Genomic DNA, 24741 nt, shown 5'->3' with positions numbered 1-24741 from the left:
ACTATTCCTCGATTTTGCCACCGGCAGCTTCAATAGCTGCGCGAGCGCCTTTAGTTACACGTAGACCTTTAACGGTCACTGGACGCTCAATAGTACCCGAAAGTACTACTTTAGCAAACTTAATGTTACGTGTAATAACATTAGCTTCCATTAAGCTAGCCAGTTCAACTACGTCACCAGACACTTTAGCAATCTCGTGTAAACGAACTTCAGCTGTTACCAAGGCTTTACGTGAAGTAAAACCAAATTTTGGTAAACGTTGTTTCAAAGGCATTTGACCACCTTCAAAACCTGGACGTACACTACCGCCAGAACGTGATTTTAGACCTTTGTGACCACGACCACCAGTCTTACCAAGACCAGAACCGATACCACGGCCTACACGCTTAGCTACTTTCTTAGAACCTGCAGCTGGAGAAAGAGTATTTAAACGCATGTCTTAATCCTCTACCTTAACCATGTAGTAAACTTTATTAATCATACCGCGAACAGAAGGAGTATCTTCTAGTTCAACAGTGTGGTTAATGCGACGTAAGCCAAGACCTGCTAAACAAGCTTTGTGCTTAGGTAAACGGCCGATTGAGCTTTTTACCTGAGTTACTTTAACTGTTTTCTTAGCCATTTCTTACTCCAGGATCTCTTTAACGCTCAGACCACGTTTCGCAGCAATAGCAGAAGGAGTATTCATACCTTCTAAAGCGTTGAACGTTGCACGAACGATGTTGATCGGGTTAGTAGAACCGTAAGCTTTAGATAGTACGTTTTGTACACCTGCAACTTCAAGTACTGCACGCATTGCACCACCGGCGATGATACCAGTACCGTCTGATGCTGGTTGCATGTAAACTTGTGAACCAGAGTGCTTACCTTTGATTGCGTGTTGCAATGTAGTACCACGTAGGTTAACAGTTACTAAGTTACGACGCGCTTTTTCCATTGCTTTTTGAATAGCAGCTGGAACTTCACGTGCTTTACCGTAACCAAAACCAATTTTACCTGCACCGTCACCAACTACTGTTAGTGCTGTGAAGCTAAAGATACGACCACCTTTAACTACTTTAGATACACGGTTTACTGCGATTAGCTTTTCAGCCATATCGCTTTGTTGTTGTTCTTCAAACTTTGCCATGCCCTACTCCTAGAATTTCAGACCAGCTTCACGTGCAGCATTAGCTAATGCTTCAACGCGGCCGTGGTATTTGAAACCTGAACGATCGAATGCAACAGCTGTTACACCCTTTTCAGAAGCACGTTCTGCAACAGTTTTACCGACGATAGTCGCCGCTTCAACGTTACCAGTGTTCTTAAGTTCAGAACGGATCGCTTTTTCTACAGTAGAGGCACTTGCTACTACTTCGCCAGTACCAGCAGCGATTACTTGAGCGTAGATATGGCTAGATGTACGGTGTACAACAAGACGCGTAGCGCCTAACTCAGCCATTTTTGCGCGAGTGCGAGTAGCACGGCGCAAACGAGTTGCTTTCTTATCCATCGTAATTACCTACTTCTTCTTAGCTTCTTTACGGCGAACATGCTCATCAGCGTAACGAACACCTTTACCTTTGTAAGGCTCTGGTGGACGGTATCCGCGGATTTCAGCAGCAACCTGGTTTACAACCTGGTTGTCTACGCCCTTAAGAATGATTTCAGTTTGACTTGGAGTCTCAGCAGATACACCTTCTGGAAGTTGGTGTACTACAGGGTGAGAAAAACCAAGTGAAAGATCGATTGCGTTACCAGAAACTTTAGCACGGTAACCAACACCAACTAGCTCAAGTTTCTTTTCGAAACCGTTGCTTGTACCTATAACCATGTTGTTAACTAAAGCGCGAGCTGTACCAGCTTGTGCCCAACCGTTCACTGAACCTTCAGCAGGTCCAAATGTAACAGCATTGTCTTCAACGGCTAAGGCTACTTCGCTATTAATAACGCGAGTTAGTGAACCTTTACTGCCTTTAACAGTAATTTCCTGACCGTTTAGAGAAATCTCTACGCCAGCAGGAATTGCAACGGGTGCTTTTGCGACACGTGACATTATTAACTCCTTATTAAGCTACGTAGCAGATGATCTCGCCACCCATGCCTGCAGCACGTGCAGCACGGTCGGTCATCAAACCTTTAGAAGTAGAAACTACAGCAACGCCCATGCCACCCATAACTTTAGGTAGCTCGTCTTTGCCTTTATAAATGCGTAAACCTGGACGGCTTACACGTTGGATAGTTTCAATAACTTTTTTGCCTTCGAAGTACTTTAAAGTAACTTCTAATTCTGATTTTACGTCACCAGAAACAGCGTAGTCAGTGATATAACCTTCCTCTTTAAGTAACTTAGCAATTGCTACTTTAAGTTTTGAAGAAGGCATTGATACAACAGTTTTCACTGCTTTCTGACCATTACGAATACGTGTTAACATATCCGAGATAGGATCTTGCATGCTCATATTAGCTTACTCCGATTACCAAGAGGCTTTTGTTAAGCCAGGGATTTCACCACGCATCGCAGCTTCGCGAACTTTGATACGACTCATGCCGAACTTACGTACGTAACCGTGTGGACGGCCAGTAACGTTACAACGGTTGCGAGCACGTGACTTACTAGAATCACGTGGCAATGATTGCAGTGTTAAAACTGCATCCCACTTTTCTTCTTCAGAAGCAGTAGTGCTGCTGATAATCGCTTTTAGAGCTGCACGCTTTTCAGCGAACTTAGCAGCTAATTTTTCGCGTTTGGCCTCGCGGGCCTTCATTGATTGCTTTGCCATAACCCTACACCTTATTTGCGGAATGGGAAGTTGAATGCGGCTAACAGAGCACGACCTTCAGCATTGTTAGATGCAGTAGTACCAATGGTAATATCCATACCACGGATTTTATCTACTTTATCGTAATCAATTTCTGGGAAGATGATCTGCTCACGTACACCCATGCTGTAGTTACCACGACCGTCAAAAGACTTATCGCTTAAACCACGGAAATCACGGATACGAGGAATTGAAATAGAGATTAAACGCTCTAAGAATTCCCACATACGTTCGCCACGTAGAGTTACTTTACAACCAATAGGGTAGCCTTCACGGATTTTGAAGCCAGCTACTGATTTACGAGCTTTAGTGATCACTGGCTTTTGACCAGAGATAGCAGTCATATCTTTAACTGCGTGCTCTAAAACTTTCTTATCAGATAGTGCTTCACCAACACCCATATTTAGGGTGATTTTTTCAATCCGAGGGACTTGCATGACACTGGTAAAGCCGAACTCTTCTTTAAGTTGGTTTACAACAGTCTCGTTATAATAACCATGCAGTTTCGCCATCGTTATCTCCGAATTAAACTAGTTCATTATTAGACTTGAAGAAACGGACTTTTTTGCCGTCTTCTAGTCGGAAACCAACACGACTTGCTTTGCCAGTGGCGTCTACAAGTGCAATGTTAGATACTTGGATTGGTGCTTCTTTCTCAATAATACCGCCAGCTACGCCCAATTGTGGGTTTGGCTTTTGGTGTTTCTTGACAAGGTTTACACCTTCTACAATTGCTTTGCCGTCGGCTAAAATGCGAGTAACTTTACCCGTTTTGCCTTTATCTTTACCAGCAATAACAATGATTTCATCATTTTGACGAATTTTCGCTGCCATGATTAATTCCTTACAGTACTTCTGGAGCCAGAGAAACGATTTTCATGAACTTTTCTGTACGTAGTTCACGCGTTACTGGACCAAAGATTCGAGTACCAACAGGCTGTAAGTTAGCATTTAACATTACAGCTGCATTGTTGTCGAAACGAATTGCGCTGCCGTCTGCACGACGGATTGCTTTAGACGTACGAACAACTACGGCGTTCATTACATCACCTTTCTTCACTTTACCGCGAGGAATAGCTTCTTTAACAGAAACTTTGATGATATCACCAACGCGCGCATAACGACGGTGAGAACCGCCAAGAACCTTAATACACTGTACTCGACGTGCGCCAGAGTTATCTGCTACGTCAAGTTTAGATTGCATTTGGATCATATTATATGCTCCGCTATATTTAACTAAATCCACATCGACTGATATGGACCCCTTCCCATTAAGAGGCGCGATAGTATAACAAATCAAATTTTATATAGATAGTTAAATGTTCATTGAATATACAATTATCGAAAGTCACCTTTTTAGGGAACTATCGCATTCAAAATCAACAACATAAGACAAAAACATCATTAAACGAGCTTATATTTTGACGTGATTTTGTTCACAATATTCCAGATGGTAAAAAAAAAGCGACCCGAAGGCCGCTTTTTAATCATCAGATTTACTTAATTGAATTAAGCAGTTTTGATGATTGATTCCAGAGTCCAAGACTTAGTCTTAGATAGAGGACGACATTCGCGAATCGCTACTAAGTCACCTTCTTTACACTGGTTTGTCTCGTCATGAGCATGGATCTTTGTAGAGCGAGTTAAAAACTTGCCATACATAGGATGCTTTACACGACGTTCAATAAGGACAACAATTGATTTGTCCATTTTGTCGCTAACTACGCGACCTTGAAGAGTACGGATCTTATCGCTCATTATGCACCTGCCTTCTGGTTTAGAATGGTTTTAACACGTGCGATATCGCGACGCACATTCTTTAACAAGTGAGTTTGAGCAAGCTGACCAGTGCTATTTTGCATACGTAAGTTAAATTGCTCACGTAATAATTCTAATAGCGCTGTGTTCAGCTCTTCAACCGACTTTTCTCTCAGTTCGACTGTATTCATTACATCACCGTCCGAGTTACAAAAGTAGTTTTCATAGGAAGTTTAGTTGCAGCCAGTTCAAATGCTTCACGAGCAAGTTCTTCTGGTACACCTTCCATTTCATATAAAACGCGGCCTGGTTGAATCTGACAAATCCAGTATTCAACGTTACCTTTACCTTTACCCATACGAACTTCTAATGGCTTAGAGGTAATTGGCTTATCTGGGAAAACACGAATCCAGATTTTACCTTGACGCTTAACATGACGAGTCATAGCACGACGTGCAGCTTCGATTTGACGAGCAGTAAGACGCCCACGACCAACCGCTTTAAGACCAAATTCACCGAAAGAAACTTCAGATCCTTTAGCTACGCCACGGTTACGGCCTTTGTGCATTTTACGAAACTTCATACGTTTTGGTTGTAACATGATTCAGTCTCCTATTTACCGCGTTGCTTACGCTTAGCTGGCTTCTTAGGCTCTTCTGTTTTAAGTGGTAAACCACCTAGAACGTCACCTTTGTAGATCCACACTTTGATACCTAAGATACCGTATTGTGTTAGACCTTCAGCCGTTGCGTAATCGATGTCAGCACGAAGAGTATGTAGAGGTACACGACCTTCACGATACCATTCTGAACGTGCGATTTCAGCACCACCTAGACGACCACCAACTTGTACTTTGATACCTTTAGCGCCTTGACGCATTGCGTTTTGTACTGCGCGCTTCATAGCACGACGGAACATAACACGACGCTCAAGTTGACTAGCGATACCTTCAGCTACTAGTTTAGCATCTAGGTCAGGCTTACGAATTTCTGCAATGTTGATTTGCGCAGGTACACCAGTAATTTTAGTGATGTGCTTACGTAGTTTTTCAACATCTTCGCCTTTCTTACCGATAACAACACCAGGACGAGCAGTGTGAATAGTCACACGAATGCTTTTCGCTGGGCGTTCGATAACGATGCGAGATACAGAGGCTTTAGCAAGTTCTTTTACTAAGAACTTACGAACCTGGTGGTCACCGTGTAGGTTATCTGCAAAATCTTTTGATTCCGCGAACCAAGTAGAATTCCAAGGCTTCGAGATACCTAGGCGGATACCATTAGGATGTACTTTTTGTCCCATTGCTTGCTCCTAGCTATCTGAAACAATCACAGAAATGTGACTGCTACGCTTAAGAATACGGTCTGCACGACCCTTCGCACGAGGCATGATGCGTTTCATAGTAGGGCCTTCGTCTACGAAAACCTTAGCTACTACTAGCTCATCAATGTCTGCACCTTCATTGTGCTCTGCATTAGCCATTGCTGACTCAAGCACTTTCTTAACTAGACCAGCCGCTTTTTTAGGGCTGTAAGTTAAAACGTCGATCGCATCTGCAACTGATAAGCCGCGGATTTGATCTGCTACCAGACGTACTTTCTGCGGAGAAATCTGGGCATAACGATGTTTAGCAAGAACTTCCATCTTTAACTCCCTTATTTCTTCGCTTTCTTATCAGCAGCGTGGCCGCGATAAGTACGAGTTGGTGCAAATTCACCCAGTTTGTGACCGATCATATCTTCGGTAACAAATACTGGAACGTGTTGACGACCATTATGGACAGCGATGGTCAATCCGATCATATCAGGAATGATCATTGAACGACGAGACCAAGTCTTAATAGGCTTTTTGCTCTCGCTTTCCACTGCTGTCTCTACCTTCTTTAACAAGTGTAGGTCAATGAAAGGACCCTTCTTGAGAGAACGTGGCATAGTAATTCCTCTTTAAATTACTTGTTAGAACCACGACGGACAATGTACTTGTCTGTGCGCTTGTTCTTACGAGTTTTGTAACCTTTAGTAGGTACGCCCCATGGAGTCACAGGATGACGACCACCAGATGTACGGCCTTCACCACCACCATGTGGGTGATCAACCGGGTTCATCGCAACACCACGAACGGTAGGACGAACACCGCGCCAGCGGTTTGCACCAGCTTTACCAAGGCGACGAAGCATATGTTCAGCGTTACCAACTTCACCGAAGGTAGCACGACAATCTGCTAAGATTTTACGCATTTCACCACTACGTAAACGTAGAGTTACATAAGCGCCATCTTTTGCGATTAACTGAGCATAAGTACCAGCAGAACGTGCAATTTGTGCACCTTTGCCAGGCTTCATTTCAACATTATGAATAACAGAACCAAGTGGCATGCTACGCATAGGCATAGTGTTACCTGCTTTGATCGGCGCTTCCATTCCAGAAACGATTTGATCACCAGCTTTTAGACCCTTAGGTGCTAAAATGTAACGACGCTCACCATCCTTGTACAGTACTAGTGCAATGTTTGCACTACGGTTTGGATCATATTCCAAACGCTCTACTGTTGCAGGGATTCCATCTTTATTACGTTTAAAGTCAATCAGACGATAATGGTGCTTGTGACCACCACCAACGTGACGAACAGTAATACGACCGTTGTTGTTACGACCGCCAGATTTGCTTTTGCTCTCTAAAAGAGGTGCATAAGGCTTACCTTTATGCAGCTCAGAGTTCACTACCTTAACTAAATGGCGGCGACCCGGAGAGGTAGGCTTACATTTAACTATAGCCATCAGAATACTCCTCTATTACTCAGCGCCGCCAACGAAATCGATATCACTACCGTCTTTCAGCGTTACGTAAGCTTTTTTCCAGTCGTTACGACGACCCATGCGAGCACCAGTACGTTTTGTCTTACCTTTAACATTTAAGGTACGAACAACGTCAACTTCAACTTCAAAAAGTTTTTCTACAGCAGCTTTAACTTCAGCTTTAGTTGCAGTATTAACTACTTTGAAAACGATGGTGTTGTTAGTTTCAGCAGTCAACGTACTCTTTTCAGAAATATGTGGACCTACTAAAACTTTTAATAAACGTTCTTCAGTGATCATGCTAGCATCTCCTCAATTTGCTTCACTGCAGCAGCAGTGATTACAACTTTGTCGAAACCAACCAGTGATACTGGGTCAAGACCTGCAACGTCACGAACATCAACTTTGTATAAGTTGCGAGCAGCTAAGAACAAGTTCTCTTCTACTTCTTCAGTAACGATTAAAACGTCTTTAAGTTCTAATTCTTTTAGTTTTGCAACTAATTCTTTAGTCTTTGGCGTTTCAACTGCAAAGTTTTCAACCACTACTAAGCGTTCTTGACGAACTAACTCAGAGAAGATTGACTGTAGCGCAGCGCGGTACATCTTGCGGTTTACTTTTTGGCTGTGGTCCTGTGGACGAGCAGCAAAAGTAACACCACCAGAGCGCCAGATTGGGCTACGGATTGTACCAGCACGTGCACGGCCAGTACCTTTTTGTTTCCAAGGTTTGCGACCACCACCACTCACTTCTGAGCGTGTTTTTTGCTTGCGGCTACCTTGACGGGCGCCAGCAGCGTAGGCTACAACTACCTGATGAACCAGAGCTTCATTAAAGTCACGGCCAAAGGTAGCATCAGAAACTTCAAGAGCGTTACCCGCGTCTTTCAATACCAATTCCATTACTATCTCCTAACTATGCTTTAACAGTAGGGTTAACGATAACAGTGCCGTTTGTAGCACCTGGGATCGCACCCTTTATCAGGATTAAATTGTTTTCCGCATCTACGCGAACAACATCTAAACGCTGAACTGTAACTCTTTCTGCACCCATGTGACCGGCCATTTTCTTACCCTTGAACACACGTCCAGGAGTTTGACACATACCGATTGAACCAGGGGCACGGTGAGAAATAGAGTTACCGTGAGTAGCATCTTGCATTGCAAAGTTGTAACGTTTAATAACGCCAGCAAAACCTTTACCTTTAGATGTACCAGTAACGTCTACTTTAGTGTTCTCAGCAAAAACATCTACTTTTAGCTCAGCGCCAACTTCGATATCATTACCTTCGCCTTCATTAAGGCGGAATTCCCACAGACCGCGACCAGCGTCAACACCAGCTTTAGCAAAGTGACCTGCTTCTGGTTTGTTTACGCGACTCGCTTTTTTAGCGCCTGTGGTTACTTGAAGTGCGCGGTAACCGTCTGTCTCAAGAGTTTTAACTTGAGTAACACGGTTCGGCTCTACTTCAACAACAGTCACTGGAATTGATACACCATCTTCTGTGAAGATACGTGTCATTCCAACTTTACGACCGACTAGACCAATAGCCATTGTTATAACCTCTTACCGTCTTAGGATTAACCTAAGCTGATTTGAACATCAACACCAGCAGCCAAATCTAAACGCATTAAAGCATCAACAGTTTTTTCTGTTGGCTCAACGATATCGATTAGGCGCTTATGAGTACGAATCTCGTATTGATCACGCGCATCTTTATTTACGTGCGGTGAAGTCAATACAGTGAAACGCTCTTTACGTGTTGGTAAAGGGATCGGACCACGTACCTGCGCACCAGTGCGCTTGGCCGTTTCCACGATCTCACCAGTAGACTGATCAATCAACTTGTGATCGAATGCCTTAAGGCGGATACGGATTCTTTGGTTCTGCATAAGACCAGAGCTCCAATCTAAATTTACACGACAAAAAAGCCCCTCACACAATCTCTAAAGAAAAGTGGAGAGCTAATTTAGTTAAGTTCGACCCCCAATCGGGGCCGCTGTATAACCAGTAAGTTTACTTACTGGACACTGAATTGATGTTAGACACTAACTCAGTGGACGCGAATTATATGCTCATTTTTTAGCAAACGCAAGTCTTTTATATTGTTGTGCTCAGATAATAGTTCTTCGAGCACTCATTTCGCGATTAGGCGAAAGATGGCGGCATTATACTCAAATTCATATTGAGTGCAAGTAGAAAATTCACACATTAATGCCTTACTACTTTACTAACTTTCTGCGTTTAAGCCATGGATAAAACTGCTGCTTCAACCACCCTTGAGGCATGCCACCGCCAACAATTCCGTAAGCTTTAGGCCATTTACTTTCGCCTGTCACCGCAGTTTTCAATATATAGTCAATAAATGAAAAGTGAGCCGCATAGTTACGATCAATCGCCGCCTTATCAGAAGCATGGTGCCAATGATGAAATTGTGGTGTCACGAGTATATAACGTAGCCAACCTATATTTATATTAACATTAGCGTGGTTAAAGACCGCTTGGAAGCCAACTATAATGATATAGGCATCAATCACCGACTTTTCAAAACCAAAGACAAAGATTGGGGTAAGCACAAAACAGCGTGTCACAATAAGTTCTGCGATATGCTGTCTAGACCCCGCTAGCCAATCCATGCTCTCAACACTGTGATGTACTGAGTGGAAGCGCCATAGAAATGGGACTTCATGATACGCGCGATGCAGTGTGTATTGAACCAAATCGGCCATGAGTAACACCAAGAATAACTGCCCAAGCCATGGTAACTGTTGTACCGATGATTGGATAGCATCACTAACAGCCCAACCAAAGAATACATTAACGAATTGATTCCCTGCTATCAAAGCAAAACCTATAATTAGATGATTAATCAAGAAGTGCTGTAAGTCCGTTTGCCATTCAGGACGAAGTACGGGTTGCTTTCTAAATGGAAATAGCTTTTCTATCAGCACAAATATTAAAGTCGAACCAAGTAAGTCAAGGATAAACCAGTCAAGACCCAAGTACGGTGTATTATCTGGAAAGTCACCAACCTCGACTCGATGCCCGCCTAATGCAATTGTCACTGAAATAAAACACCATGCAATAACTGCCGCACGCTTATTCACATTACGAATAATATTCCACAGCCCTAAGCTACCTGAAATAACCAATGCAACAAACATCACATGCCTGATGACATTAACATCATAAGACTGTCTCAATTGCGGAGTTGTTAAATATTCAGGGAAGTGAAAAGCAATGACACCGAAAAAAGACAACACAGCAAGAGCAACAGCCATATAGCCACTGAGTCGCCCGTCACCCACCTTAAAGCTGCCGCCATCTAATTTATTTAGCATAAGTGTTTATTCGTTTAAAATTATCGTTGCTAAAAAATATCAATTAACTCATAGAAATGCAAAAGGTCACTACATGTAGTGACCTTGATAAGTTATGCTAGCAATCGTTAATTAAAAGCGTACATTGACCCCAGCAAAGATTGTTCGGCCTACTACATCATAGACCGCGGGCACGGTTCCAGCATCGTTACCATTTGGCACTTCTTCCGGCTCCTTATCAAATAAATTATTAATACCAGCACTAAATGTCACTGCATCATTGAATTGATAAGCCCCTGACACATTGTGATAAACCACTGAAGCCGTATCAAATGGTGTGCCGTAGTAATCACCATCCATACCACTTAAGAACCGAGCGCTATAGTTCAGTGATAAAGCATCAAGTTGTGCGCCAACTGTTAAGTTTGATTTCAACTCAGAATATGCACCGTTATTACCATCAATGGTACCAGTATAATCAACACCGTCCTCTTCAAAGTTTAATAAGAAGGTGGTATCTAAGTTCAACTTCCAATCAATTGCGCCAGAGGTAAAACCATACTGCATATTCCAATCAACGCCAGACGTCTCTTGATAACCAACATTCGTTAGTGTGGCTTGCATCTCATCTAAGTTACCTTCAGGAGTAACATTAATAATCTCACACGCATCCGTGTCACCGGCATAACAATCATTAAGTGACGTCTGTACGTTGACTCGTGAGATAGCATCGGTAATTTTAAACTGCCAATAATCAACCGTCGTACTAAAACCATCCAAGCTCGCCGGCTCATAAACAGCTCCTAAGGTTAACGACTTACTCTGTTCTGGCTGTAAATTAGGATCCGAGGTATAGATCACTTTAATTTGCGAGTCTTCCTCATTGCCCCACGGGTCAGTTAGGTAATCAAATGAGCCAGAATCACCACCGAATAGCTCAGCAACACTTGGTGCACGGTAACCTGTCGCTAATACACCACGAAGTTTTAATTCATCGGTCGCCGTATAAGTATTACCAACTTTCCACGTTGTAGCAGAACCAAAAGTTGAGTACTTATCATAACGAACCGCAAACTCAGAAGTTAGTTTATCCGTGACTGGTACACTTAACTCAACATAAGCCGAGCCTGTTTTATACGATCCCTTTGTCGCATCTTGCTGCGCCGCTGTGCTATCACCATCTTGCACGACTTGATCAGGCGTATACCACCCTTCATCTCGACGATACTCAACACCGGCTGCAAATGCGGCCACATCACCATTTGGCATCTCCCAAGCATCACCCGACACCAAGAACGAGGCTAAATCTTGTTTATTACCGCCACTCGCTACATCGGTATACGAGATGTCATCGACAATATCTTGGCTTAACGGGTTACCTGAAAACCACTGGTCTTGGTGATCATAAATAGATTGCTCCATTTTTGTTGCGTTAATACTATTGTAAGTAACATCAGATGCTTCATTAGATCCGTGAACATAAGATAACTCCCAGTTCACGCCATTTAAAATATCAAACTCACCGATAGCTGAAATAGAGGCACGTAAGGTATCAGTATCTTGTTCATAGATACGGTTACCTGCATCTGTCATTCGACGTTTATATTCTATCGAGTCTAAATCTAAGCCTGGAATTCCAACATCTGGTGTGCCACCAGGGATATTTAATTTGTCCGTGTCTAAGTCTACGCTGGCCGGTTGTGGGGCCATTTGCTGATTGCTCTTACGATTAGTAAACAACACATCGGTATTTAATTCGAACTGTTCAAATTCATAGCTACCTTTGGCAAATATACTTAAACGTTCTGATGGTGTTTGTGCATACGACTCAGCGGCATAATCATAACTGGTATCACGCTCTTTAAAGCCCCCATTTCCATCCGGAACACGTCCACCTAAAGTGCCCTCAGGAATAAACGAAGACTCTCCCGCTGGGATATAGTCACGATCGCCCTGCATTACTTCGCCACGATCGGTATAGGATAGACCAAAGGTGGCGTTACCCTTTTCAAAGTTTCTCCCGACTAATATGCTCATGTCAGCAGATTGACCATCACCTTTACTCGATTGGTTGCCACTAATATCTACTTCAACTCCGTCAAAGTCTTTCTTAGTGATAATATTGACTACACCAGCGATTGCATCCGAGCCATATACAGCAGAGGCACCATCTTTTAAAATCTCAATTCTTGCAATCATTGCAACAGGGATTGTATTTAAGTCTACAGTTGAGTCAGCGCCCGTACCTGAGTTAACCATACGTTTGCCATCTAGCAACACTAATGTACGTTGCGATCCCATTCCACGTAAGTTAACCGTTGCAGATCCACCAGAGCCATTATTAGTCGTTGCCCCTAGTGACATGCCAGCTGCTGCTGATGTTTGACCTAGAATTTGATCAACTGATGTAAAACCACCAGCTTTAATTGCATTAGCATCGATAATGCTCACAGGCGAAGCCGTTTCCATATCAGCACGGCTGATACGCGAGCCAGTAACATCGATACGTTCAACTTCTTTTTGGTTAATGTTCGTTTCATTGGCGTAAGTGCTAATCGCTAATGGCATTGTTAATACTGCTAATAACTTCAATTTATTCATCATTCAACCTTTTCTCTGTTCAATCTATGAGCTTGATTCTAGAGTGGTGAAAAATAAATTAATGTTGTCAATCGTCATAAACTGTTATCAAATGTAACGATACTTCCAATTAATAAAAGTGCCTATGTCTGCTCTACTTAAAACGCTAGCTTCTGAACTCAATACCTCTATTAATAGTATTCAATCAGCGATTCAATTATTTGATGAAGGGGCAACCGTTCCTTTTATCGCACGCTACCGTAAAGAAGCAACAAATGGCCTCGACGATGGTCAGTTACGAACACTGGATAAGCGCTTAAAGTATTTGCGTGAATTAGAACAACGCAAACAAACAATTATCAACTCCCTCATAGAGCAAGAGCAGCTGACGCCCAAACTAAAACAACAAATATCGCAAGCGCAAAGCAAAACATTATTAGAAGATATTTATAAACCTTTTAAGAGTAAACGTAATACCAAGAGCCAGCAGGCTATTGATGCAGGATTATTACCTCTGGCTAAACATTTATTGACACAACCTCGCCAATCACCGACTCATTTAGCTCAAAGTTATGTACGAGCAGATAACAAGTTCAATGACTCACAACTTGTACTTGATGGCGTGCAGGCAATTTTAATTGATCAAATGTCTGATAACACGAGCATCGTAAAACAAGCAAGAGAGCTACTATGGGGGCGGGGCTATCTACAGACTAAAAAAGCGCGTAAAAAAAACCCGCCAATCGCCGAACAGTTATGCAATAAATTCAGTGATTATTTTGACTATAGTGAACAGCTAAATAAAGTTCCCCCGCACCGTATTCTTGCTATTTTACGTGGTTACAATGAAGGAGTTTTACAACTAACCATAAATCCAGATCCGTATAGTGAGACTAACACTGGATTAGCAATACTTTTAGCCCACCATAGAATAAATACTCAATCGACTTCAGGACAATGGTTAGCAGACACAGCCACCAAGGCTTGGAAAAACAAGCTTTACCCGAGCCTAGAAACGGAGCTAATTAACAAGGTAAAAGCTCATGCACAACAAAGTGCAATGGATGTCTTTGCTGCCAATTTACATGATCTATTAATGGCTGCCCCTGCGGGCAACCAAATCACATTAGGGTTAGACCCTGGTATTCGTACGGGTGTAAAGCTGGCAATTATTGATAGCAATAATAAAGTTCTAGCCACTGACACCATTTACCCTCACGCTCCGCGTAATCAATGGCAAGAGTCTATTGAACAGCTCGCTAAGTTAATCAAGCGCTATCGAGTCACTTTGGTTAGCATTGGTAATGGCACTGGCTCTCGAGAAACAAACAAGTTAGTACAAGACTGCAACAAGCTCCATCAACTTAACATCACCAGTATAATTGTCAGTGAAGCCGGTGCATCGGTATATTCCGCCTCCGAATTAGCTGCTGCGGAGTTCCCAGAGTTAGATGTTTCATTACGTGGAGCGATATCTATTGCGAGGCGTTTACAAGATCCACTTGCAGAGCTGGTCAAGATCGATCCAAAAGCAATTGGTGTAGGTCAGTATCAGCACGATGTCAGCCAGACTCAATTAGAACAGCGTCTTGATGAGGTTATCGAAGATTGTGTCAATGCCGTCGGAGTTGACCTTAATATGGCATCACCTGCTCTTCTTTCACGTATCAGTGGATTAAACCAAACATTAGCAAAAAACATTGTTGCTTACCGCGATGAACACGGACGCTTCGAACAGCGCAGTCAGTTATTAAAAGTCTCACGTCTAGGCCCTAAAGCATACCAACAAGCGGCTGGCTTTCTTAGGATCACCGATGGCAAGCAACCATTAGATGGTTCAGCCGTTCACCCGGAAAGTTACTCGTTAGTCAACGAAATTGCCAATCATTGTCAACTAACGACCCATCAACTAATTAGCAATACAACTGCTCTACATACACTCGACCCACACCAGTTTATAAATCCGAACTTTGGTTTACCGACTATTAAAGATGTACTCAAAGAGCTTGAAAAGCCTGGTCGAGATCCACGACCTGAGTTTACATCAGCATCCTTTAAAGAAGGTGTTGAGACAATTAACGATTTACATGAAGGTATGCGCTTAGAAGGGGTGGTAAGTAATGTCACTCACTTCGGTGCTTTTGTGGATATTGGCGTACATCAAGACGGCTTGGTGCATATCTCAGCACTCGCCGACCATTTTGTCAGTGATCCTCGTGATATCGTAAAAGCTGGGCAAATTGTTAAAGTTACGGTTACAGAAATAGACGTCGCTCGAAAACGTATCGCCTTATCGATGAAATCTGATACCCCAGCTAATGCACAACAGAAAAAGGCCCAACCAACATCAAGAGAAACGGATAAACCCACACAGCGCCACAACAAACCAGCTGCTCACCCAGTGAAATTGGCACCTCAACATAACACCATGCAGCAGGCATTTAAGCAAGCGGGACAAAAATCAAAAGGATAATACAGTTAGACTTGTTGTTGTAATTGAGCAGGCTCAAGTGCTTGGCTTGCTTGATTATAATAGGCATTAATATGTTGAGTGCGGTTCTTGATCGTTTGCTGAAAAGCAGGATCTTGTGCTTGACTAATACGACGGTTAAAACTGTCTGACTCGACTTCGTTATTAATACGGTAACTAGGGCGCTCTTCACTGGCTTGTCGTTGGTCAGCAAGAATATCTTGTCTCGCTTCACTAGCCATCTGGGTAGCTTGCGCTGCAACACGTCGATCTTGCCCTGAAGGGCTGGCAGGAGCTAAGGCTGCTCGTCTAATTTGCTGTGCCTTTAAGAGCGTTGCTTGTGGATCATTGGGAATCTTCGAAGTATCAATAGAGACTTCACCACCGACGGCATACTTATTGCCATCTGGCCCCGTTTGAAACGAGTAACTTGGAGAGCCAGCATATTTACCACCGACAGCTGCGTGAGCTTGTTCATGAGCAACGACCTCGGAGTCACGTCGCTTTAATTGCTCAATTTGCTGCTGTTCTTCTTCCGTATAACGCTCATTAGGTTGAGCTGAGTTTCGTTTACCCTCTTCTTGTTCCTCGCGACCTCGCTGCTCCCCTTGCTGCTCTTCCCCTTGTGCAGATTGCTCTTGACCATTTGGGTCTTGCTCGGAAGCATCTCGTTCTTGATTTGTCGAATCCGTTTTTTCGGGAAGGCTTGGATTTGTAAGATCGTATGTAGGATTTAACGAAGGAGAAATAGGCGCAGGCTGAGCTTTATCACGCTCACCAGCCACTGGGGGCTCAGCATTACCTTGGGTTAATGCTTCTGTGGCAGGAACAATCGGACGAACAGCACTCTCACGCACTACACTATCTGTAGCGGGGTTAGTGGTGACCAAACTCACATTTGGGTAGTTCGTCGTAATATTCATCTAGCACTGAGTAATTGGTCGATGCCTAAGCACGAGTATCAATAAGACTACCAACCACTTCATCGGCAGTAGTAATCACTTTTGCTGCAACTTGTGCTTCTCGCTCAGCCACTTTAAGACTAACCAACTCTTCAGTGAGAGGTTTTGTTTCTTGAACTGCCTGTTCAGTTTCAACATTAGTACTGCTACTGCGCGCTTGTATATTGTCAGTCTGTTGAGAGGCTATATTAGCTGCACTTTCAGAAGCACGCTCAGTGGCAGCTTGAAAACCTGCAACACCAGAATCAAAGGCCGATTGGATTACCATAATTCGCTCCTCATCCCACGATATAGTTATGATTAATTATTGACCATTATTTATAAAAAAGGAAGCTTTTTATCTTTCTAAGATCAAGAGTCAACGACTTTATTTAAGGTAAATGTGAGTAACTCTTCAATAAAGTCTTGATGATGCGAAATAAACGGCGCATGAGATGCTTTTTGAAAAACGACTTTCTCACTCTGTGGTGCTAACTGATCGATCGCTTTAATCGCTCGATGGCTAACTAATGAATCTAAACGGCCATACATCCTTAAGAATGGCTGCTTAATGTCGGTTAATTGCTCTCTTAAATCAACAGAATCTAATAAATCCAATCCAATTTTTAGCGCTGATTCATTGGGCAATGGACGTTGCTGAAGAATACTTTTTAAGTTCTTGATATCTTGCTTAGCAGACTCGCTTCCCATGGCCTGTATAGCTAAAAATCGCTCCAATGTAACCGCAAAGTCCGTTTTTAGTTGAGATTGAAACATGTTAAGAACATCAGGCTTAATCCCATGCCAATCGGCATCTGCTACAAACTTAGGTGAGCTCGCTACCGTCACTAACTTGCTCACTAGCTGTGGGTAGCGAGTCGCCGCTTGCGTTGCGACTAGGCCACCTAAGGACCACCCCAACCATATCGCCGGTTTATCAATTTGCTTTGCTATCATATCCACCCAACAACTTAATTGAGTCTTTACAGGCACTTGGTTACTATGACCAAAACCGGGAAGATCAACAACATGCACTTCAAAATGCAACGCCAAAGTGTCAACAATATGATGCCATACCGCCCCATTTAAGCCCCAGCCATGAATTAAAACTAACGCAGGCCCTTGACCACTCACTTCAACATTTAACTGATCAGTCACAATTTCCTCGACTACACTGGTGGGATGAAAATATTCAGAAACAGTGTAACATTTAATAAGTTTTACGCAGGGGTAAATTATCTGCGTAACGCACTACCTCACGCCTGTTTACTTTGCCTCAATCCAACTGAACATTATCAACAATACTTATGTAATACCTGCAGAACCGACTTACCCTATGTGGATTACTTATGCTTAGGTTGTGCGATACCATTAACGAGTAATAATAAACTATGTGGTAACTGCCAACAATCTCCACCGGCATATCACTTAGTTACGGCGGGAGCCTATCAAACTCCTGTTAAAGAATTAATTTCAGCACTCAAATATCGCAATAACCAATTAATCGCACACGAAGTTGCAGACCTACTTGCCCGCCGTATCACTCAGCTGTTGGCTGCACAAACCATTAACAAGCCAGACTTTTTGATTGCTGTACCATTACATTGGAAAAAGCACTACCAACGAGGGTTTAATCAGGCAAATCTAATCGCCGAGTGTTTAAGCCAGAAACTAAATATCCCCATCTTAGATTGCTGCCAACGTAATCGATACACAAAAGCACAAGTGTCATTAACGTTTAAACAACGACAGCATAACCTTAATAAGGCATTCAGTATCACCAAACCAATCACAGGACATACCATTGCACTAGTGGATGATGTTTACACCACAGGAAGCACCTTACACGAACTCGCATCTACCATAATACGCGCCAAAGATGTCGATATTCAATTCTGGACAATAGCTCGAACCCAACTTGAATAAACTCATTATCTAGCTACTTAAACTCTATCGCGACATGCAATTTAGCGGTAGAATAGTAAAACCTGACCAAACTTGTCGGATTAATTGAATAAGTATGATTTATTCATTAGCAGAGTTTAGTTAGCATCACATTTAGTAAATCTCATACAGCAAAAATAATAGAATGAGGTATACGTTCAAGTTGTTTGGCAAGCCATATCATTAGCACCAACAACAGAATTATTTTTAATAGCAATTTTGAGGCACCTTATGATTTCAATTTCGGAACAAGCTCAGAGTCATTTTTGTGAACTGTTAAGCAATCAACCAGAGAATACGGCAATTCGTGTTTTTGTTGTAAACCCTGGGACACCTAATGCAGAATGTGGTGTGTCATATTGCCCACCAGAAGCATTTGAAGAGACTGATAAATCATTTGAGTACAATGGTTTCTCTGCAGTTGTTGACGCGCAGTCTGTGCCTTATCTAGACGAAGCAGAAATCGATTATGTCACCGATAAGATGGGATCACAGCTAACGCTTAAAGCACCAAACGCGAAAATGAAAAAAGTAGCTGAAGATGCTCCACTAGTAGATCGTGTTGATTATTTTATTCAATCAGAAATTAATCCTAAGTTGGCGAGCCATGGCGGCCAAGTAACACTAATGGAAATTACTGATAATGGTACCGCGATCCTACAATTTGGCGGTGGCTGTAACGGTTGTTCAATGGTTGATGTAACATTAAAAGAAGGCATTGAAAAAGAAATGCTAGAAATTTTTGCGAACGAGCTAACAGGTGTTAAAGATATGACTGAGCACCAAGCTGGCGAACACTCTTACTACTAAGTATCGTGTTACAGCAAGTGAAATATTGGCTTTATCGCCAAGGAAATAACCCGCAACGTAGTGTGCGGGTATTTTTTTGTGGTTTATTAAGCTTCTGTTCTGGCCTTGGCTTACTCTCTTACCATCAGCAAGGTACTAGTTGGCAAGGGTATCTAGCCGTTATCATTATCACACTAAGCTTAATTACTTGTGCCTATGGTTACTTAGGTATCGTTGCGAATCGATTAAGTCACTTGATTGACCGCGCTGAACAAGCACGACGTAACAATCCTCATGATTAATTGGTTCACCATATTATTAACTCACTAACTGACTGGCACAAAAAAGCCCAGATAATTATCTGGGCTTTTTATTAGAACTTAGACTCTTAAGATTAAGAGAACTGGTTCATTGTGTTGTCTTCACCAGCCGCTTTCAGTGCAGCATCACCAGCGAAGTATTCTTTGTGATCATCACCCATGTCTGAACCAGCCATGTTTTGATGTTTAACACATGCGATACCCTGACGGATTTCTTTACGTTGAACACCAGCAACATAACCTAACATACCTTGGTCACCGAAGTACTCTTTTGCTAAGTTATCAGTTGATAACGCCGCAGTGTGGTAAGTAGGTAGCGTGATTAGGTGGTGGAAAATACCAGCTTCACGTGCTGCATCAGCTTGGAAAGTACGGATCTTCTCATCAGCTTGTGTTGCTAATTCAGTATTGTCGTAGTCAACACTCATTAATTTGTCACGATCGTAAGCTGATACGTCTTGACCTGCTTCAGCCATTGCATCAAATACTTGTTGACGGAAGTTTAATGTCCAGTTGAATGAAGGCGAGTTGTTGTAAACAAGTTTAGCGTTAGGTACGACTTTCTTGATTTCATCCATCATGCCGCCGATTTGACGAACGTGTGGTTTCTCTGTTTCAATCCAAATTAAATCAGCACCGTTTTGTAGCGATGTAATGCTGTCTAAGATACAACGAGCTTCACCAGTACCTTCTTTAAATTGGAATAAGTTGCTTGGTAAACGCTTAGGACGAACTAATTTACCGTCTTGCTTGATAATTACATCACCGTTACCAACTTGGTCAGCCGATACTTCTTCACAATCTAAGAATGCATTGTATTGGTCACCTAAATCGCCTGGTTCATTTGTTACAGCGATTTGCTTAGTTAAGCCAGCACCTAGTGAGTCTGTACGTGCAACGATTACACCATTATCAACACCTAGTTCTAAGAAAGCGTAACGAACAGCATTAATTTTAGCTAAGAAATCTGAATGTGGAACAGTTACTTTACCGTCTTGGTGACCACATTGTTTCTCATCAGATACTTGGTTTTCAATTTGAATACAACAAGCACCCGCTTCAATCATTTGCTTAGCCATTAGGTAAGTCGCTTCAGCGTTACCGAAACCAGCATCGATATCAGCAATGATTGGCACAACGTGTGTTACATGATTATCGATTTTATCTTGGATAGCTGCTTTTTCTGCTTCTGGGGCTGCATCTAATTCGCGGAATAAGCCACCTAACTCACGAGCATCAGCTTGACGTAAGAAGGTGTATAACTCACCGATAAGAGAAGCAACAGAAGTCTTTTCGTGCATTGATTGGTCAGGAAGTGGACCGAACTCAGAACGAAGTGCTGCAACCATCCAACCTGAAAGGTATAGGTAACGACGATCAGTGTTGTTTTCAAAATGTTTCTTGATAGAAATCATCTTTTGCTGACCGATAAAGCCATGCCAACAACCTAGTGATTGCGTGTACTTAGATGTATCGTTGTCATAGTTTTCCATATCACGACGCATGATATCAGCTGTGTAGCGAGCAATATCTAATCCATTTTTAAAACGATTTTGCAGTCTCATACGAGCTACAGATTCAGGATTGATTGCGCTCCACGCGTTACCTTCTTGTTGACAAACCGTTGCAACGTTATCAATTTCTCTTTTGTAATTAGACATAGCAATAATCCTTACATTGTGTTTTAAATATCAAATATTTTGAAGTGGTTGAAACAATATACCGCTTCGGACAGACAAATATTAGCCCTAAAACACACCATAAAATAACTTTATATATTTTATTACCGACATTCACACGATGAATAACTTAACAAATTAACAACATAAGAACAACACACCACACCAAACTACAACCTTAGTATGACAATAAGTAGACCTAAGTAGCTAATTAAAAACAATGCCTTATATTGACGCAGATCAAAATGACCCTTTTCGACATTAATAAAACACGGAGTAAAGCAACACAAAACAAATCAAACACACGTTTTAATAATTATTGGAAATATTTTAATAATTCATGTAACTTATAGTTTTCCCATAGGTATTAAGAACATGAATATAAACAAGATCGATCTAAATTTACTAATTTATCTCGATGTATTACTGCGAGAAAAAAATGTCACTCGAGCTGCAAACCAACTAAACATTACTCAACCAGCCATGAGTAATGGATTAAAACGTTTAAGGACATTATTTAATGATCCTATTTTAGTTCGCACCTCTGACGGTATGGCACCTACTGAACGCTCACAAGCCTTAGCCCCTGTGATTCGTAAAATCTTATTAGAACTAGAAGAAGCATTACAAGACGAAGATAACTTCAACCCTGCCACCAGTGATCGTGTATTTCGATTGATGGCCAGTGACTATGCAGCTTCAACTCTTGTACCAACCCTGTTGAGCAACATAAGTAAAATCGCACCGCACATTAGCATTGATATCATGACACCAAGCGATATTAACTTTCATGATGTTGAAGCCGGCAAGGTTGATATGGCGATAAATCGCTTTGAGGAGTTGCCACAATCTTTTCACCAGAAAACCCTTTGGCGTGATTCATTTACCTGCTTGTTAGCAGCAAATAGCCCTATGGTTAATCGCTTTGGACTACAAAGTTACCTCAGAGCTAAGCATATTTGGGTTTCTAAGACCGGGTTTGGTGTCGGCGTGGGTATGGATCCTAAAGATGTTCAAAAACTTGGATGGGTTGATGAAGCATTGGCTAAAATTGGTGAAAAACGAACCATCAAGGTCTTCACTCGTAATTACAATGTAGCGATCCAACTGACTCAACAAGACCAGCTCATTGCAACACTTCCTAGCAAAGCAGCTATGCGTTTTGAAGACGATCCCCATTATACTAGCCTAGCTCCTCCTTTTGAAATCCCAGATATTGAACTAAAAATGATCTGGAGCCCTCTATTGCATCACGATGCCAGTCATATTTGGTTTAGACAGCAAGTCATTGAAGCTGCATCGAGTTGTTAGTAATAAAGTGATACACTAGAGCACACATTATTGAACTATGTTTAGCGTATCACTTTATGACCGAATTACAGTTTTGGCAACTTGTTAGTACTACTGACCCTCTAGCCGACTCAGACCACTTAGCAAATAGCTTAACAGAGAAATTGACACCTCTTGGCAATGAGGAATTAGCAGCGTTTGATAAAATTTTTAATCAAAAGATGCGCCAGGCATATACTTGGGATCTATGGGGAGCCGCCTTTGTTATTGCTGGCTGTAATAGTGAGTTCGCCTTTGCTGAGTTTAGGTGTTGGTTAATTTCACGGGGCCAAACAATATTTGAACAAGCACTAGCCAACCCTGATAGTTTAGCGAAATTAGAGATTCACCAGAAAGATGAGTACGCTAACCCTTACCTTGATGAATATGACTTAATCGCAGGACAACTGTACGAAAACCGTACCGAGCAAGAGCTACCTTTCGTCCCCTCTGGTCAAACACAACCACAAGGGAAGCGCTTCAAAGACAAAGCTCGCTTAGTGAAAAAAACGTACCCTGAATTATTCGCCAAGTATTGGACTGGCTAGCTTAATCGGCTTTAATTAATGTAATCATCAAATTCTAAGGTAATGACTTCCTTAAGCCGTGATTTTGCCCGAAATAAAACGCGATCAAATTGGGACGAAGTTAAATTAAGTTGATCACAAACCGTTTTCTTTTCTTGTTGATGTAAAAAATAGCTAGTTAAGAGTTGCCTATCGCGCTCGGTAGGCAATGAATCAATAGCATTGGTTAATAATCGCGTATTATCATCAGTCACCACGCAATCAAAACCACTCATGCCATTATCTTGTAGACTATCAATACTCTCATTATCTTCATTATATTGGACAATTGTCCTATATGTTATTGCCTGATAAATTAAGTGAGAAGCTGTCGATGTAATGTAATATTTCAATGCCTCTGGTTTTAATAATTTACCCTGCCGTAGCTTAATAATCACTTGCGTAAAGGTTTCTTGGAAGATATCTAGACTGATTTGTTCTTCATTTAACTTAGAATGAATAAACGACATTAAATAAGCTGAAAAGCTATTGATTAGCTCACACTCGGCATGGCGATCATTCAATTTTATCCGCTCAGCAAGCGAAGCCATTAAAGCAATGTCATTAACATTAACGTAATTGTGTGAAATATAATACTCTGAATTCATAAGATATCCTTGCCACCTAGTCACGTCTACACATGATCTTGATATCACTATCTCATTTAAATTTAGCCTATGTATGTCAGTTTTTCTTTCTGATGTTACAAATCATGTCATGACATATGATCATTACCGCCACAAAACTCAATCAGTAAATAAGATAATCTTCATCTATTCAATCAATTAGTTTTTTTGTTTAAATAAACAGCAATATTTAAGCATCATTATAAAAAATAAAATCTTACATTTGGCATAAAAATATAGTGAGAGGAAATCACAGTACAGTGCACTTATTAGTAGACTGAGCAAGGACACTATGGATAGCCATATCTAAAATGTTGTAGGTTCAACGTCAGAAATAAATAATCTGGAGAAATACAATGGGCATTCTAAAATTAGCAATAATAACCAGTTTGACTCTCTCTTCTATGGCAGTAACAGCGACTACATATAAATTTATCCCAGGCAATAATGAAGTTGGCACAAAGCTGTGTGTTGAAGCAGGAAGTAATGATCTGAAAGGCTATAGAAGCGAGATGCGTAGCCATCGTCTCAATAATAGACGTATAGCCAATAATCTTACTTGTAATGGCGAAAATGTCGCAAGTTTCGCAGAGCGATACAACGCGCTAAAAACCGCCGCACATATCAATAAATTCCGCAAAAATAGAGTGACAATTACTGATCTTGCAGCGAATAAAAGTCCACAAACCTCTGACACTGAAGTTATCATTGTCACAGTGAATTAATATTCAAAAAAGTGATTTATATAAAAGCCCGAACGGCCCTTCATTTATGGGCCGTTTTTTATTTAAGAGGTATTTAAAAATTAGCTAGCAAAGTCCCTA

Annotated in this window: 35 protein-coding genes; 7 read left to right on the top strand and 28 right to left on the bottom strand. The window is 41.8% G+C overall.

What is annotated here, in order from left to right; translation table 11 throughout:
• Position 1 precedes the first annotated feature (1 nt).
• From rplO to Q8W26_RS12460, 23 genes are all read right to left on the bottom strand, one after another.
• On the bottom strand, positions 2-436 hold the full coding sequence (gene rplO, locus Q8W26_RS12570) for a 50S ribosomal protein L15 (protein WP_101213185.1): 435 nt from the start codon (positions 434-436) through the stop codon (positions 2-4).
• A gap of 3 nt (positions 437-439) precedes the next feature.
• Complete coding sequence (rpmD, locus tag Q8W26_RS12565; protein WP_101213186.1) at positions 440-622, bottom strand: 50S ribosomal protein L30; 183 nt, start codon at positions 620-622, stop codon at positions 440-442.
• 3 nt (positions 623-625) lie between these two features.
• Positions 626-1129, bottom strand: a complete 504-nt coding sequence (gene rpsE / locus Q8W26_RS12560) for a 30S ribosomal protein S5 (RefSeq protein ID WP_101213187.1) — start codon at positions 1127-1129, stop codon at positions 626-628.
• 9 nt (positions 1130-1138) lie between these two features.
• Entirely contained in the window at positions 1139-1492 is a 354-nt protein-coding gene (gene rplR, locus Q8W26_RS12555; protein WP_101213188.1) for a 50S ribosomal protein L18, read from the bottom strand.
• A gap of 9 nt (positions 1493-1501) precedes the next feature.
• Positions 1502-2035, bottom strand: a complete 534-nt coding sequence (gene rplF / locus Q8W26_RS12550; protein WP_101213189.1) for a 50S ribosomal protein L6 — start codon at positions 2033-2035, stop codon at positions 1502-1504.
• A gap of 13 nt (positions 2036-2048) precedes the next feature.
• Complete coding sequence (gene rpsH / locus Q8W26_RS12545; RefSeq protein WP_101213190.1) at positions 2049-2441, bottom strand: 30S ribosomal protein S8; 393 nt, start codon at positions 2439-2441, stop codon at positions 2049-2051.
• Positions 2442-2456: 15 nt separating this feature from the next.
• A complete protein-coding gene (rpsN, locus tag Q8W26_RS12540) occupies positions 2457-2762 on the bottom strand; it encodes a 30S ribosomal protein S14 (protein WP_101213191.1) in 306 nt (101 codons plus the stop codon).
• An 11-nt stretch (positions 2763-2773) separates the two neighbouring features.
• Positions 2774-3313 carry a 50S ribosomal protein L5 gene (gene rplE / locus Q8W26_RS12535; protein ID WP_101213192.1) on the bottom strand — a complete coding sequence of 180 codons (540 nt, stop codon included), beginning with the start codon at positions 3311-3313 and terminating at the stop codon, positions 2774-2776.
• 13 nt (positions 3314-3326) lie between these two features.
• Positions 3327-3635: a 50S ribosomal protein L24 gene (gene rplX, locus Q8W26_RS12530; protein ID WP_101213193.1), complete on the bottom strand. Its 309-nt coding sequence runs from the start codon at positions 3633-3635 to the stop codon at positions 3327-3329.
• Between the two features lie 10 nt (positions 3636-3645).
• Entirely contained in the window at positions 3646-4014 is a 369-nt protein-coding gene (gene rplN / locus Q8W26_RS12525; protein WP_101213194.1) for a 50S ribosomal protein L14, read from the bottom strand.
• A gap of 296 nt (positions 4015-4310) precedes the next feature.
• Positions 4311-4559: a 30S ribosomal protein S17 gene (gene rpsQ / locus Q8W26_RS12520; protein ID WP_101213195.1), complete on the bottom strand. Its 249-nt coding sequence runs from the start codon at positions 4557-4559 to the stop codon at positions 4311-4313.
• On the bottom strand, positions 4559-4750 hold the full coding sequence (gene rpmC, locus Q8W26_RS12515) for a 50S ribosomal protein L29 (protein WP_101213196.1): 192 nt from the start codon (positions 4748-4750) through the stop codon (positions 4559-4561). Before rpmC ends, rpsQ begins: the two co-directional genes overlap by 1 nt.
• Positions 4750-5160, bottom strand: a complete 411-nt coding sequence (gene rplP, locus Q8W26_RS12510; RefSeq protein WP_101213197.1) for a 50S ribosomal protein L16 — start codon at positions 5158-5160, stop codon at positions 4750-4752. Before rplP ends, rpmC begins: the two co-directional genes overlap by 1 nt.
• A gap of 11 nt (positions 5161-5171) precedes the next feature.
• On the bottom strand, positions 5172-5861 hold the full coding sequence (gene rpsC / locus Q8W26_RS12505; RefSeq protein ID WP_101213198.1) for a 30S ribosomal protein S3: 690 nt from the start codon (positions 5859-5861) through the stop codon (positions 5172-5174).
• Between the two features lie 9 nt (positions 5862-5870).
• Positions 5871-6203, bottom strand: a complete 333-nt coding sequence (gene rplV, locus Q8W26_RS12500) for a 50S ribosomal protein L22 (RefSeq protein WP_101213199.1) — start codon at positions 6201-6203, stop codon at positions 5871-5873.
• Positions 6204-6214: 11 nt separating this feature from the next.
• Positions 6215-6490, bottom strand: a complete 276-nt coding sequence (gene rpsS, locus Q8W26_RS12495) for a 30S ribosomal protein S19 (protein WP_101213200.1) — start codon at positions 6488-6490, stop codon at positions 6215-6217.
• A gap of 17 nt (positions 6491-6507) precedes the next feature.
• A complete protein-coding gene (gene rplB, locus Q8W26_RS12490) occupies positions 6508-7335 on the bottom strand; it encodes a 50S ribosomal protein L2 (protein WP_101213201.1) in 828 nt (275 codons plus the stop codon).
• A gap of 15 nt (positions 7336-7350) precedes the next feature.
• Positions 7351-7653, bottom strand: a complete 303-nt coding sequence (gene rplW / locus Q8W26_RS12485; RefSeq protein WP_101213202.1) for a 50S ribosomal protein L23 — start codon at positions 7651-7653, stop codon at positions 7351-7353.
• Positions 7650-8255, bottom strand: coding sequence for a 50S ribosomal protein L4 (gene rplD / locus Q8W26_RS12480; RefSeq protein ID WP_101213203.1), 606 nt, complete (start codon positions 8253-8255; stop codon positions 7650-7652). Before rplD ends, rplW begins: the two co-directional genes overlap by 4 nt.
• 13 nt (positions 8256-8268) lie before the next feature.
• Complete coding sequence (rplC, locus tag Q8W26_RS12475; RefSeq protein ID WP_101213204.1) at positions 8269-8907, bottom strand: 50S ribosomal protein L3; 639 nt, start codon at positions 8905-8907, stop codon at positions 8269-8271.
• Between the two features lie 26 nt (positions 8908-8933).
• Positions 8934-9245, bottom strand: a complete 312-nt coding sequence (gene rpsJ / locus Q8W26_RS12470; RefSeq protein WP_101213205.1) for a 30S ribosomal protein S10 — start codon at positions 9243-9245, stop codon at positions 8934-8936.
• Positions 9246-9575: 330 nt separating this feature from the next.
• Positions 9576-10694, bottom strand: coding sequence for a sterol desaturase family protein (locus Q8W26_RS12465; RefSeq protein WP_101213206.1), 1119 nt, complete (start codon positions 10692-10694; stop codon positions 9576-9578).
• 111 nt (positions 10695-10805) lie between these two features.
• The gene (locus tag Q8W26_RS12460) at positions 10806-13277 is read right to left on the bottom strand and encodes a TonB-dependent receptor (RefSeq protein ID WP_101213207.1); all 2472 of its coding nucleotides are present in this window, start codon (positions 13275-13277) and stop codon (positions 10806-10808) included.
• A gap of 121 nt (positions 13278-13398) precedes the next feature.
• Between Q8W26_RS12460 and Q8W26_RS12455 the strand changes: the two genes are divergently transcribed.
• Positions 13399-15726, top strand: coding sequence for a Tex family protein (locus tag Q8W26_RS12455; RefSeq protein ID WP_101213208.1), 2328 nt, complete (start codon positions 13399-13401; stop codon positions 15724-15726).
• Positions 15727-15731: 5 nt separating this feature from the next.
• Here the strand turns inward: Q8W26_RS12455 and Q8W26_RS12450 are convergent, their stop codons facing one another.
• The 3 genes from Q8W26_RS12450 to bioH form a co-directional block, all read right to left on the bottom strand.
• Positions 15732-16646 (bottom strand): putative metalloprotease CJM1_0395 family protein, encoded by a 915-nt coding sequence (locus Q8W26_RS12450; RefSeq protein ID WP_101213209.1) that lies wholly within the window; start codon positions 16644-16646, stop codon positions 15732-15734.
• 25 nt (positions 16647-16671) lie between these two features.
• A complete protein-coding gene (locus Q8W26_RS12445; RefSeq protein WP_101213210.1) occupies positions 16672-16953 on the bottom strand; it encodes a hypothetical protein in 282 nt (93 codons plus the stop codon).
• 83 nt (positions 16954-17036) lie between these two features.
• Positions 17037-17825, bottom strand: a complete 789-nt coding sequence (gene bioH / locus Q8W26_RS12440) for a pimeloyl-ACP methyl ester esterase BioH (protein WP_370694283.1) — start codon at positions 17823-17825, stop codon at positions 17037-17039.
• 21 nt (positions 17826-17846) lie between these two features.
• Here bioH and Q8W26_RS12435 point away from each other — a divergent pair, with 21 nt between their 5' ends.
• From Q8W26_RS12435 to Q8W26_RS12425, 3 genes are all read left to right on the top strand, one after another.
• Positions 17847-18590, top strand: coding sequence for a ComF family protein (locus tag Q8W26_RS12435; RefSeq protein ID WP_153071460.1), 744 nt, complete (start codon positions 17847-17849; stop codon positions 18588-18590).
• A 249-nt stretch (positions 18591-18839) separates the two neighbouring features.
• Positions 18840-19418 (top strand): Fe-S biogenesis protein NfuA, encoded by a 579-nt coding sequence (gene nfuA, locus Q8W26_RS12430; RefSeq protein ID WP_101213213.1) that lies wholly within the window; start codon positions 18840-18842, stop codon positions 19416-19418.
• 17 nt (positions 19419-19435) lie between these two features.
• The gene (locus Q8W26_RS12425; RefSeq protein ID WP_153071461.1) at positions 19436-19699 is read left to right on the top strand and encodes a hypothetical protein; all 264 of its coding nucleotides are present in this window, start codon (positions 19436-19438) and stop codon (positions 19697-19699) included.
• Between the two features lie 92 nt (positions 19700-19791).
• Here the strand turns inward: Q8W26_RS12425 and Q8W26_RS12420 are convergent, their stop codons facing one another.
• Positions 19792-21378 (bottom strand): isocitrate lyase, encoded by a 1587-nt coding sequence (locus Q8W26_RS12420; RefSeq protein WP_101213215.1) that lies wholly within the window; start codon positions 21376-21378, stop codon positions 19792-19794.
• A gap of 393 nt (positions 21379-21771) precedes the next feature.
• Between Q8W26_RS12420 and Q8W26_RS12415 the strand changes: the two genes are divergently transcribed.
• Positions 21772-22707, top strand: coding sequence for a LysR family transcriptional regulator (locus tag Q8W26_RS12415; RefSeq protein WP_101213216.1), 936 nt, complete (start codon positions 21772-21774; stop codon positions 22705-22707).
• 56 nt (positions 22708-22763) lie between these two features.
• Entirely contained in the window at positions 22764-23273 is a 510-nt protein-coding gene (locus Q8W26_RS12410; protein ID WP_101213217.1) for a DUF4240 domain-containing protein, read from the top strand.
• Positions 23274-23284: 11 nt separating this feature from the next.
• On the opposite strand, the gene Q8W26_RS12405 is transcribed toward Q8W26_RS12410, so the two are convergent.
• Complete coding sequence (locus Q8W26_RS12405) at positions 23285-23899, bottom strand: RNA polymerase sigma factor (protein ID WP_101213218.1); 615 nt, start codon at positions 23897-23899, stop codon at positions 23285-23287.
• Positions 23900-24273: 374 nt separating this feature from the next.
• On the opposite strand from Q8W26_RS12405, the gene Q8W26_RS12400 reads away from it, so the two are divergent.
• Positions 24274-24642: a DUF3718 domain-containing protein gene (locus Q8W26_RS12400; protein WP_101213219.1), complete on the top strand. Its 369-nt coding sequence runs from the start codon at positions 24274-24276 to the stop codon at positions 24640-24642.
• The last annotated feature ends 99 nt before the right edge of the window (positions 24643-24741 follow it).

It is taken from the genome of Psychrobium sp. 1_MG-2023 (assembly GCF_030689115.1).
Lineage (GTDB): Bacteria > Pseudomonadota > Gammaproteobacteria > Enterobacterales > Psychrobiaceae > Psychrobium.
Note: the sequence above shows the minus strand (reverse complement) of the source record. Positions and strands in the feature narration are given on the sequence as shown.

Coding starts and splice junctions, on each gene's coding strand:
- rpmC (WP_101213196.1), bottom strand. CDS start 4,750: ATGAATACAGTCGAACTGAGAGAAAAGTCGGTTGAAGAGCTGAACACA.
- rpsE (WP_101213187.1), bottom strand. CDS start 1,129: ATGGCAAAGTTTGAAGAACAACAACAAAGCGATATGGCTGAAAAGCTA.
- Q8W26_RS12445 (WP_101213210.1), bottom strand. CDS start 16,953: ATGGTAATCCAATCGGCCTTTGATTCTGGTGTTGCAGGTTTTCAAGCT.
- rplB (WP_101213201.1), bottom strand. CDS start 7,335: ATGGCTATAGTTAAATGTAAGCCTACCTCTCCGGGTCGCCGCCATTTA.
- rpsC (WP_101213198.1), bottom strand. CDS start 5,861: ATGGGACAAAAAGTACATCCTAATGGTATCCGCCTAGGTATCTCGAAG.
- rplW (WP_101213202.1), bottom strand. CDS start 7,653: ATGATCACTGAAGAACGTTTATTAAAAGTTTTAGTAGGTCCACATATT.
- Q8W26_RS12450 (WP_101213209.1), bottom strand. CDS start 16,646: ATGAATATTACGACGAACTACCCAAATGTGAGTTTGGTCACCACTAAC.
- Q8W26_RS12400 (WP_101213219.1), top strand. CDS start 24,274: ATGGGCATTCTAAAATTAGCAATAATAACCAGTTTGACTCTCTCTTCT.
- Q8W26_RS12415 (WP_101213216.1), top strand. CDS start 21,772: ATGAATATAAACAAGATCGATCTAAATTTACTAATTTATCTCGATGTA.
- rpsS (WP_101213200.1), bottom strand. CDS start 6,490: ATGCCACGTTCTCTCAAGAAGGGTCCTTTCATTGACCTACACTTGTTA.
- rpsQ (WP_101213195.1), bottom strand. CDS start 4,559: ATGAGCGATAAGATCCGTACTCTTCAAGGTCGCGTAGTTAGCGACAAA.
- nfuA (WP_101213213.1), top strand. CDS start 18,840: ATGATTTCAATTTCGGAACAAGCTCAGAGTCATTTTTGTGAACTGTTA.
- rplF (WP_101213189.1), bottom strand. CDS start 2,035: ATGTCACGTGTCGCAAAAGCACCCGTTGCAATTCCTGCTGGCGTAGAG.
- Q8W26_RS12410 (WP_101213217.1), top strand. CDS start 22,764: ATGACCGAATTACAGTTTTGGCAACTTGTTAGTACTACTGACCCTCTA.
- rpsH (WP_101213190.1), bottom strand. CDS start 2,441: ATGAGCATGCAAGATCCTATCTCGGATATGTTAACACGTATTCGTAAT.
- rpsJ (WP_101213205.1), bottom strand. CDS start 9,245: ATGCAGAACCAAAGAATCCGTATCCGCCTTAAGGCATTCGATCACAAG.
- rplC (WP_101213204.1), bottom strand. CDS start 8,907: ATGGCTATTGGTCTAGTCGGTCGTAAAGTTGGAATGACACGTATCTTC.
- rplE (WP_101213192.1), bottom strand. CDS start 3,313: ATGGCGAAACTGCATGGTTATTATAACGAGACTGTTGTAAACCAACTT.
- Q8W26_RS12420 (WP_101213215.1), bottom strand. CDS start 21,378: ATGTCTAATTACAAAAGAGAAATTGATAACGTTGCAACGGTTTGTCAA.
- rplP (WP_101213197.1), bottom strand. CDS start 5,160: ATGTTACAACCAAAACGTATGAAGTTTCGTAAAATGCACAAAGGCCGT.
- Q8W26_RS12405 (WP_101213218.1), bottom strand. CDS start 23,899: ATGAATTCAGAGTATTATATTTCACACAATTACGTTAATGTTAATGAC.
- rplV (WP_101213199.1), bottom strand. CDS start 6,203: ATGGAAGTTCTTGCTAAACATCGTTATGCCCAGATTTCTCCGCAGAAA.
- rplR (WP_101213188.1), bottom strand. CDS start 1,492: ATGGATAAGAAAGCAACTCGTTTGCGCCGTGCTACTCGCACTCGCGCA.
- rplO (WP_101213185.1), bottom strand. CDS start 436: ATGCGTTTAAATACTCTTTCTCCAGCTGCAGGTTCTAAGAAAGTAGCT.
- Q8W26_RS12460 (WP_101213207.1), bottom strand. CDS start 13,277: ATGATGAATAAATTGAAGTTATTAGCAGTATTAACAATGCCATTAGCG.
- rpmD (WP_101213186.1), bottom strand. CDS start 622: ATGGCTAAGAAAACAGTTAAAGTAACTCAGGTAAAAAGCTCAATCGGC.
- rplX (WP_101213193.1), bottom strand. CDS start 3,635: ATGGCAGCGAAAATTCGTCAAAATGATGAAATCATTGTTATTGCTGGT.
- Q8W26_RS12455 (WP_101213208.1), top strand. CDS start 13,399: ATGTCTGCTCTACTTAAAACGCTAGCTTCTGAACTCAATACCTCTATT.
- Q8W26_RS12465 (WP_101213206.1), bottom strand. CDS start 10,694: ATGCTAAATAAATTAGATGGCGGCAGCTTTAAGGTGGGTGACGGGCGA.
- rplD (WP_101213203.1), bottom strand. CDS start 8,255: ATGGAATTGGTATTGAAAGACGCGGGTAACGCTCTTGAAGTTTCTGAT.
- rpsN (WP_101213191.1), bottom strand. CDS start 2,762: ATGGCAAAGCAATCAATGAAGGCCCGCGAGGCCAAACGCGAAAAATTA.
- rplN (WP_101213194.1), bottom strand. CDS start 4,014: ATGATCCAAATGCAATCTAAACTTGACGTAGCAGATAACTCTGGCGCA.
- Q8W26_RS12435 (WP_153071460.1), top strand. CDS start 17,847: ATGAAAATATTCAGAAACAGTGTAACATTTAATAAGTTTTACGCAGGG.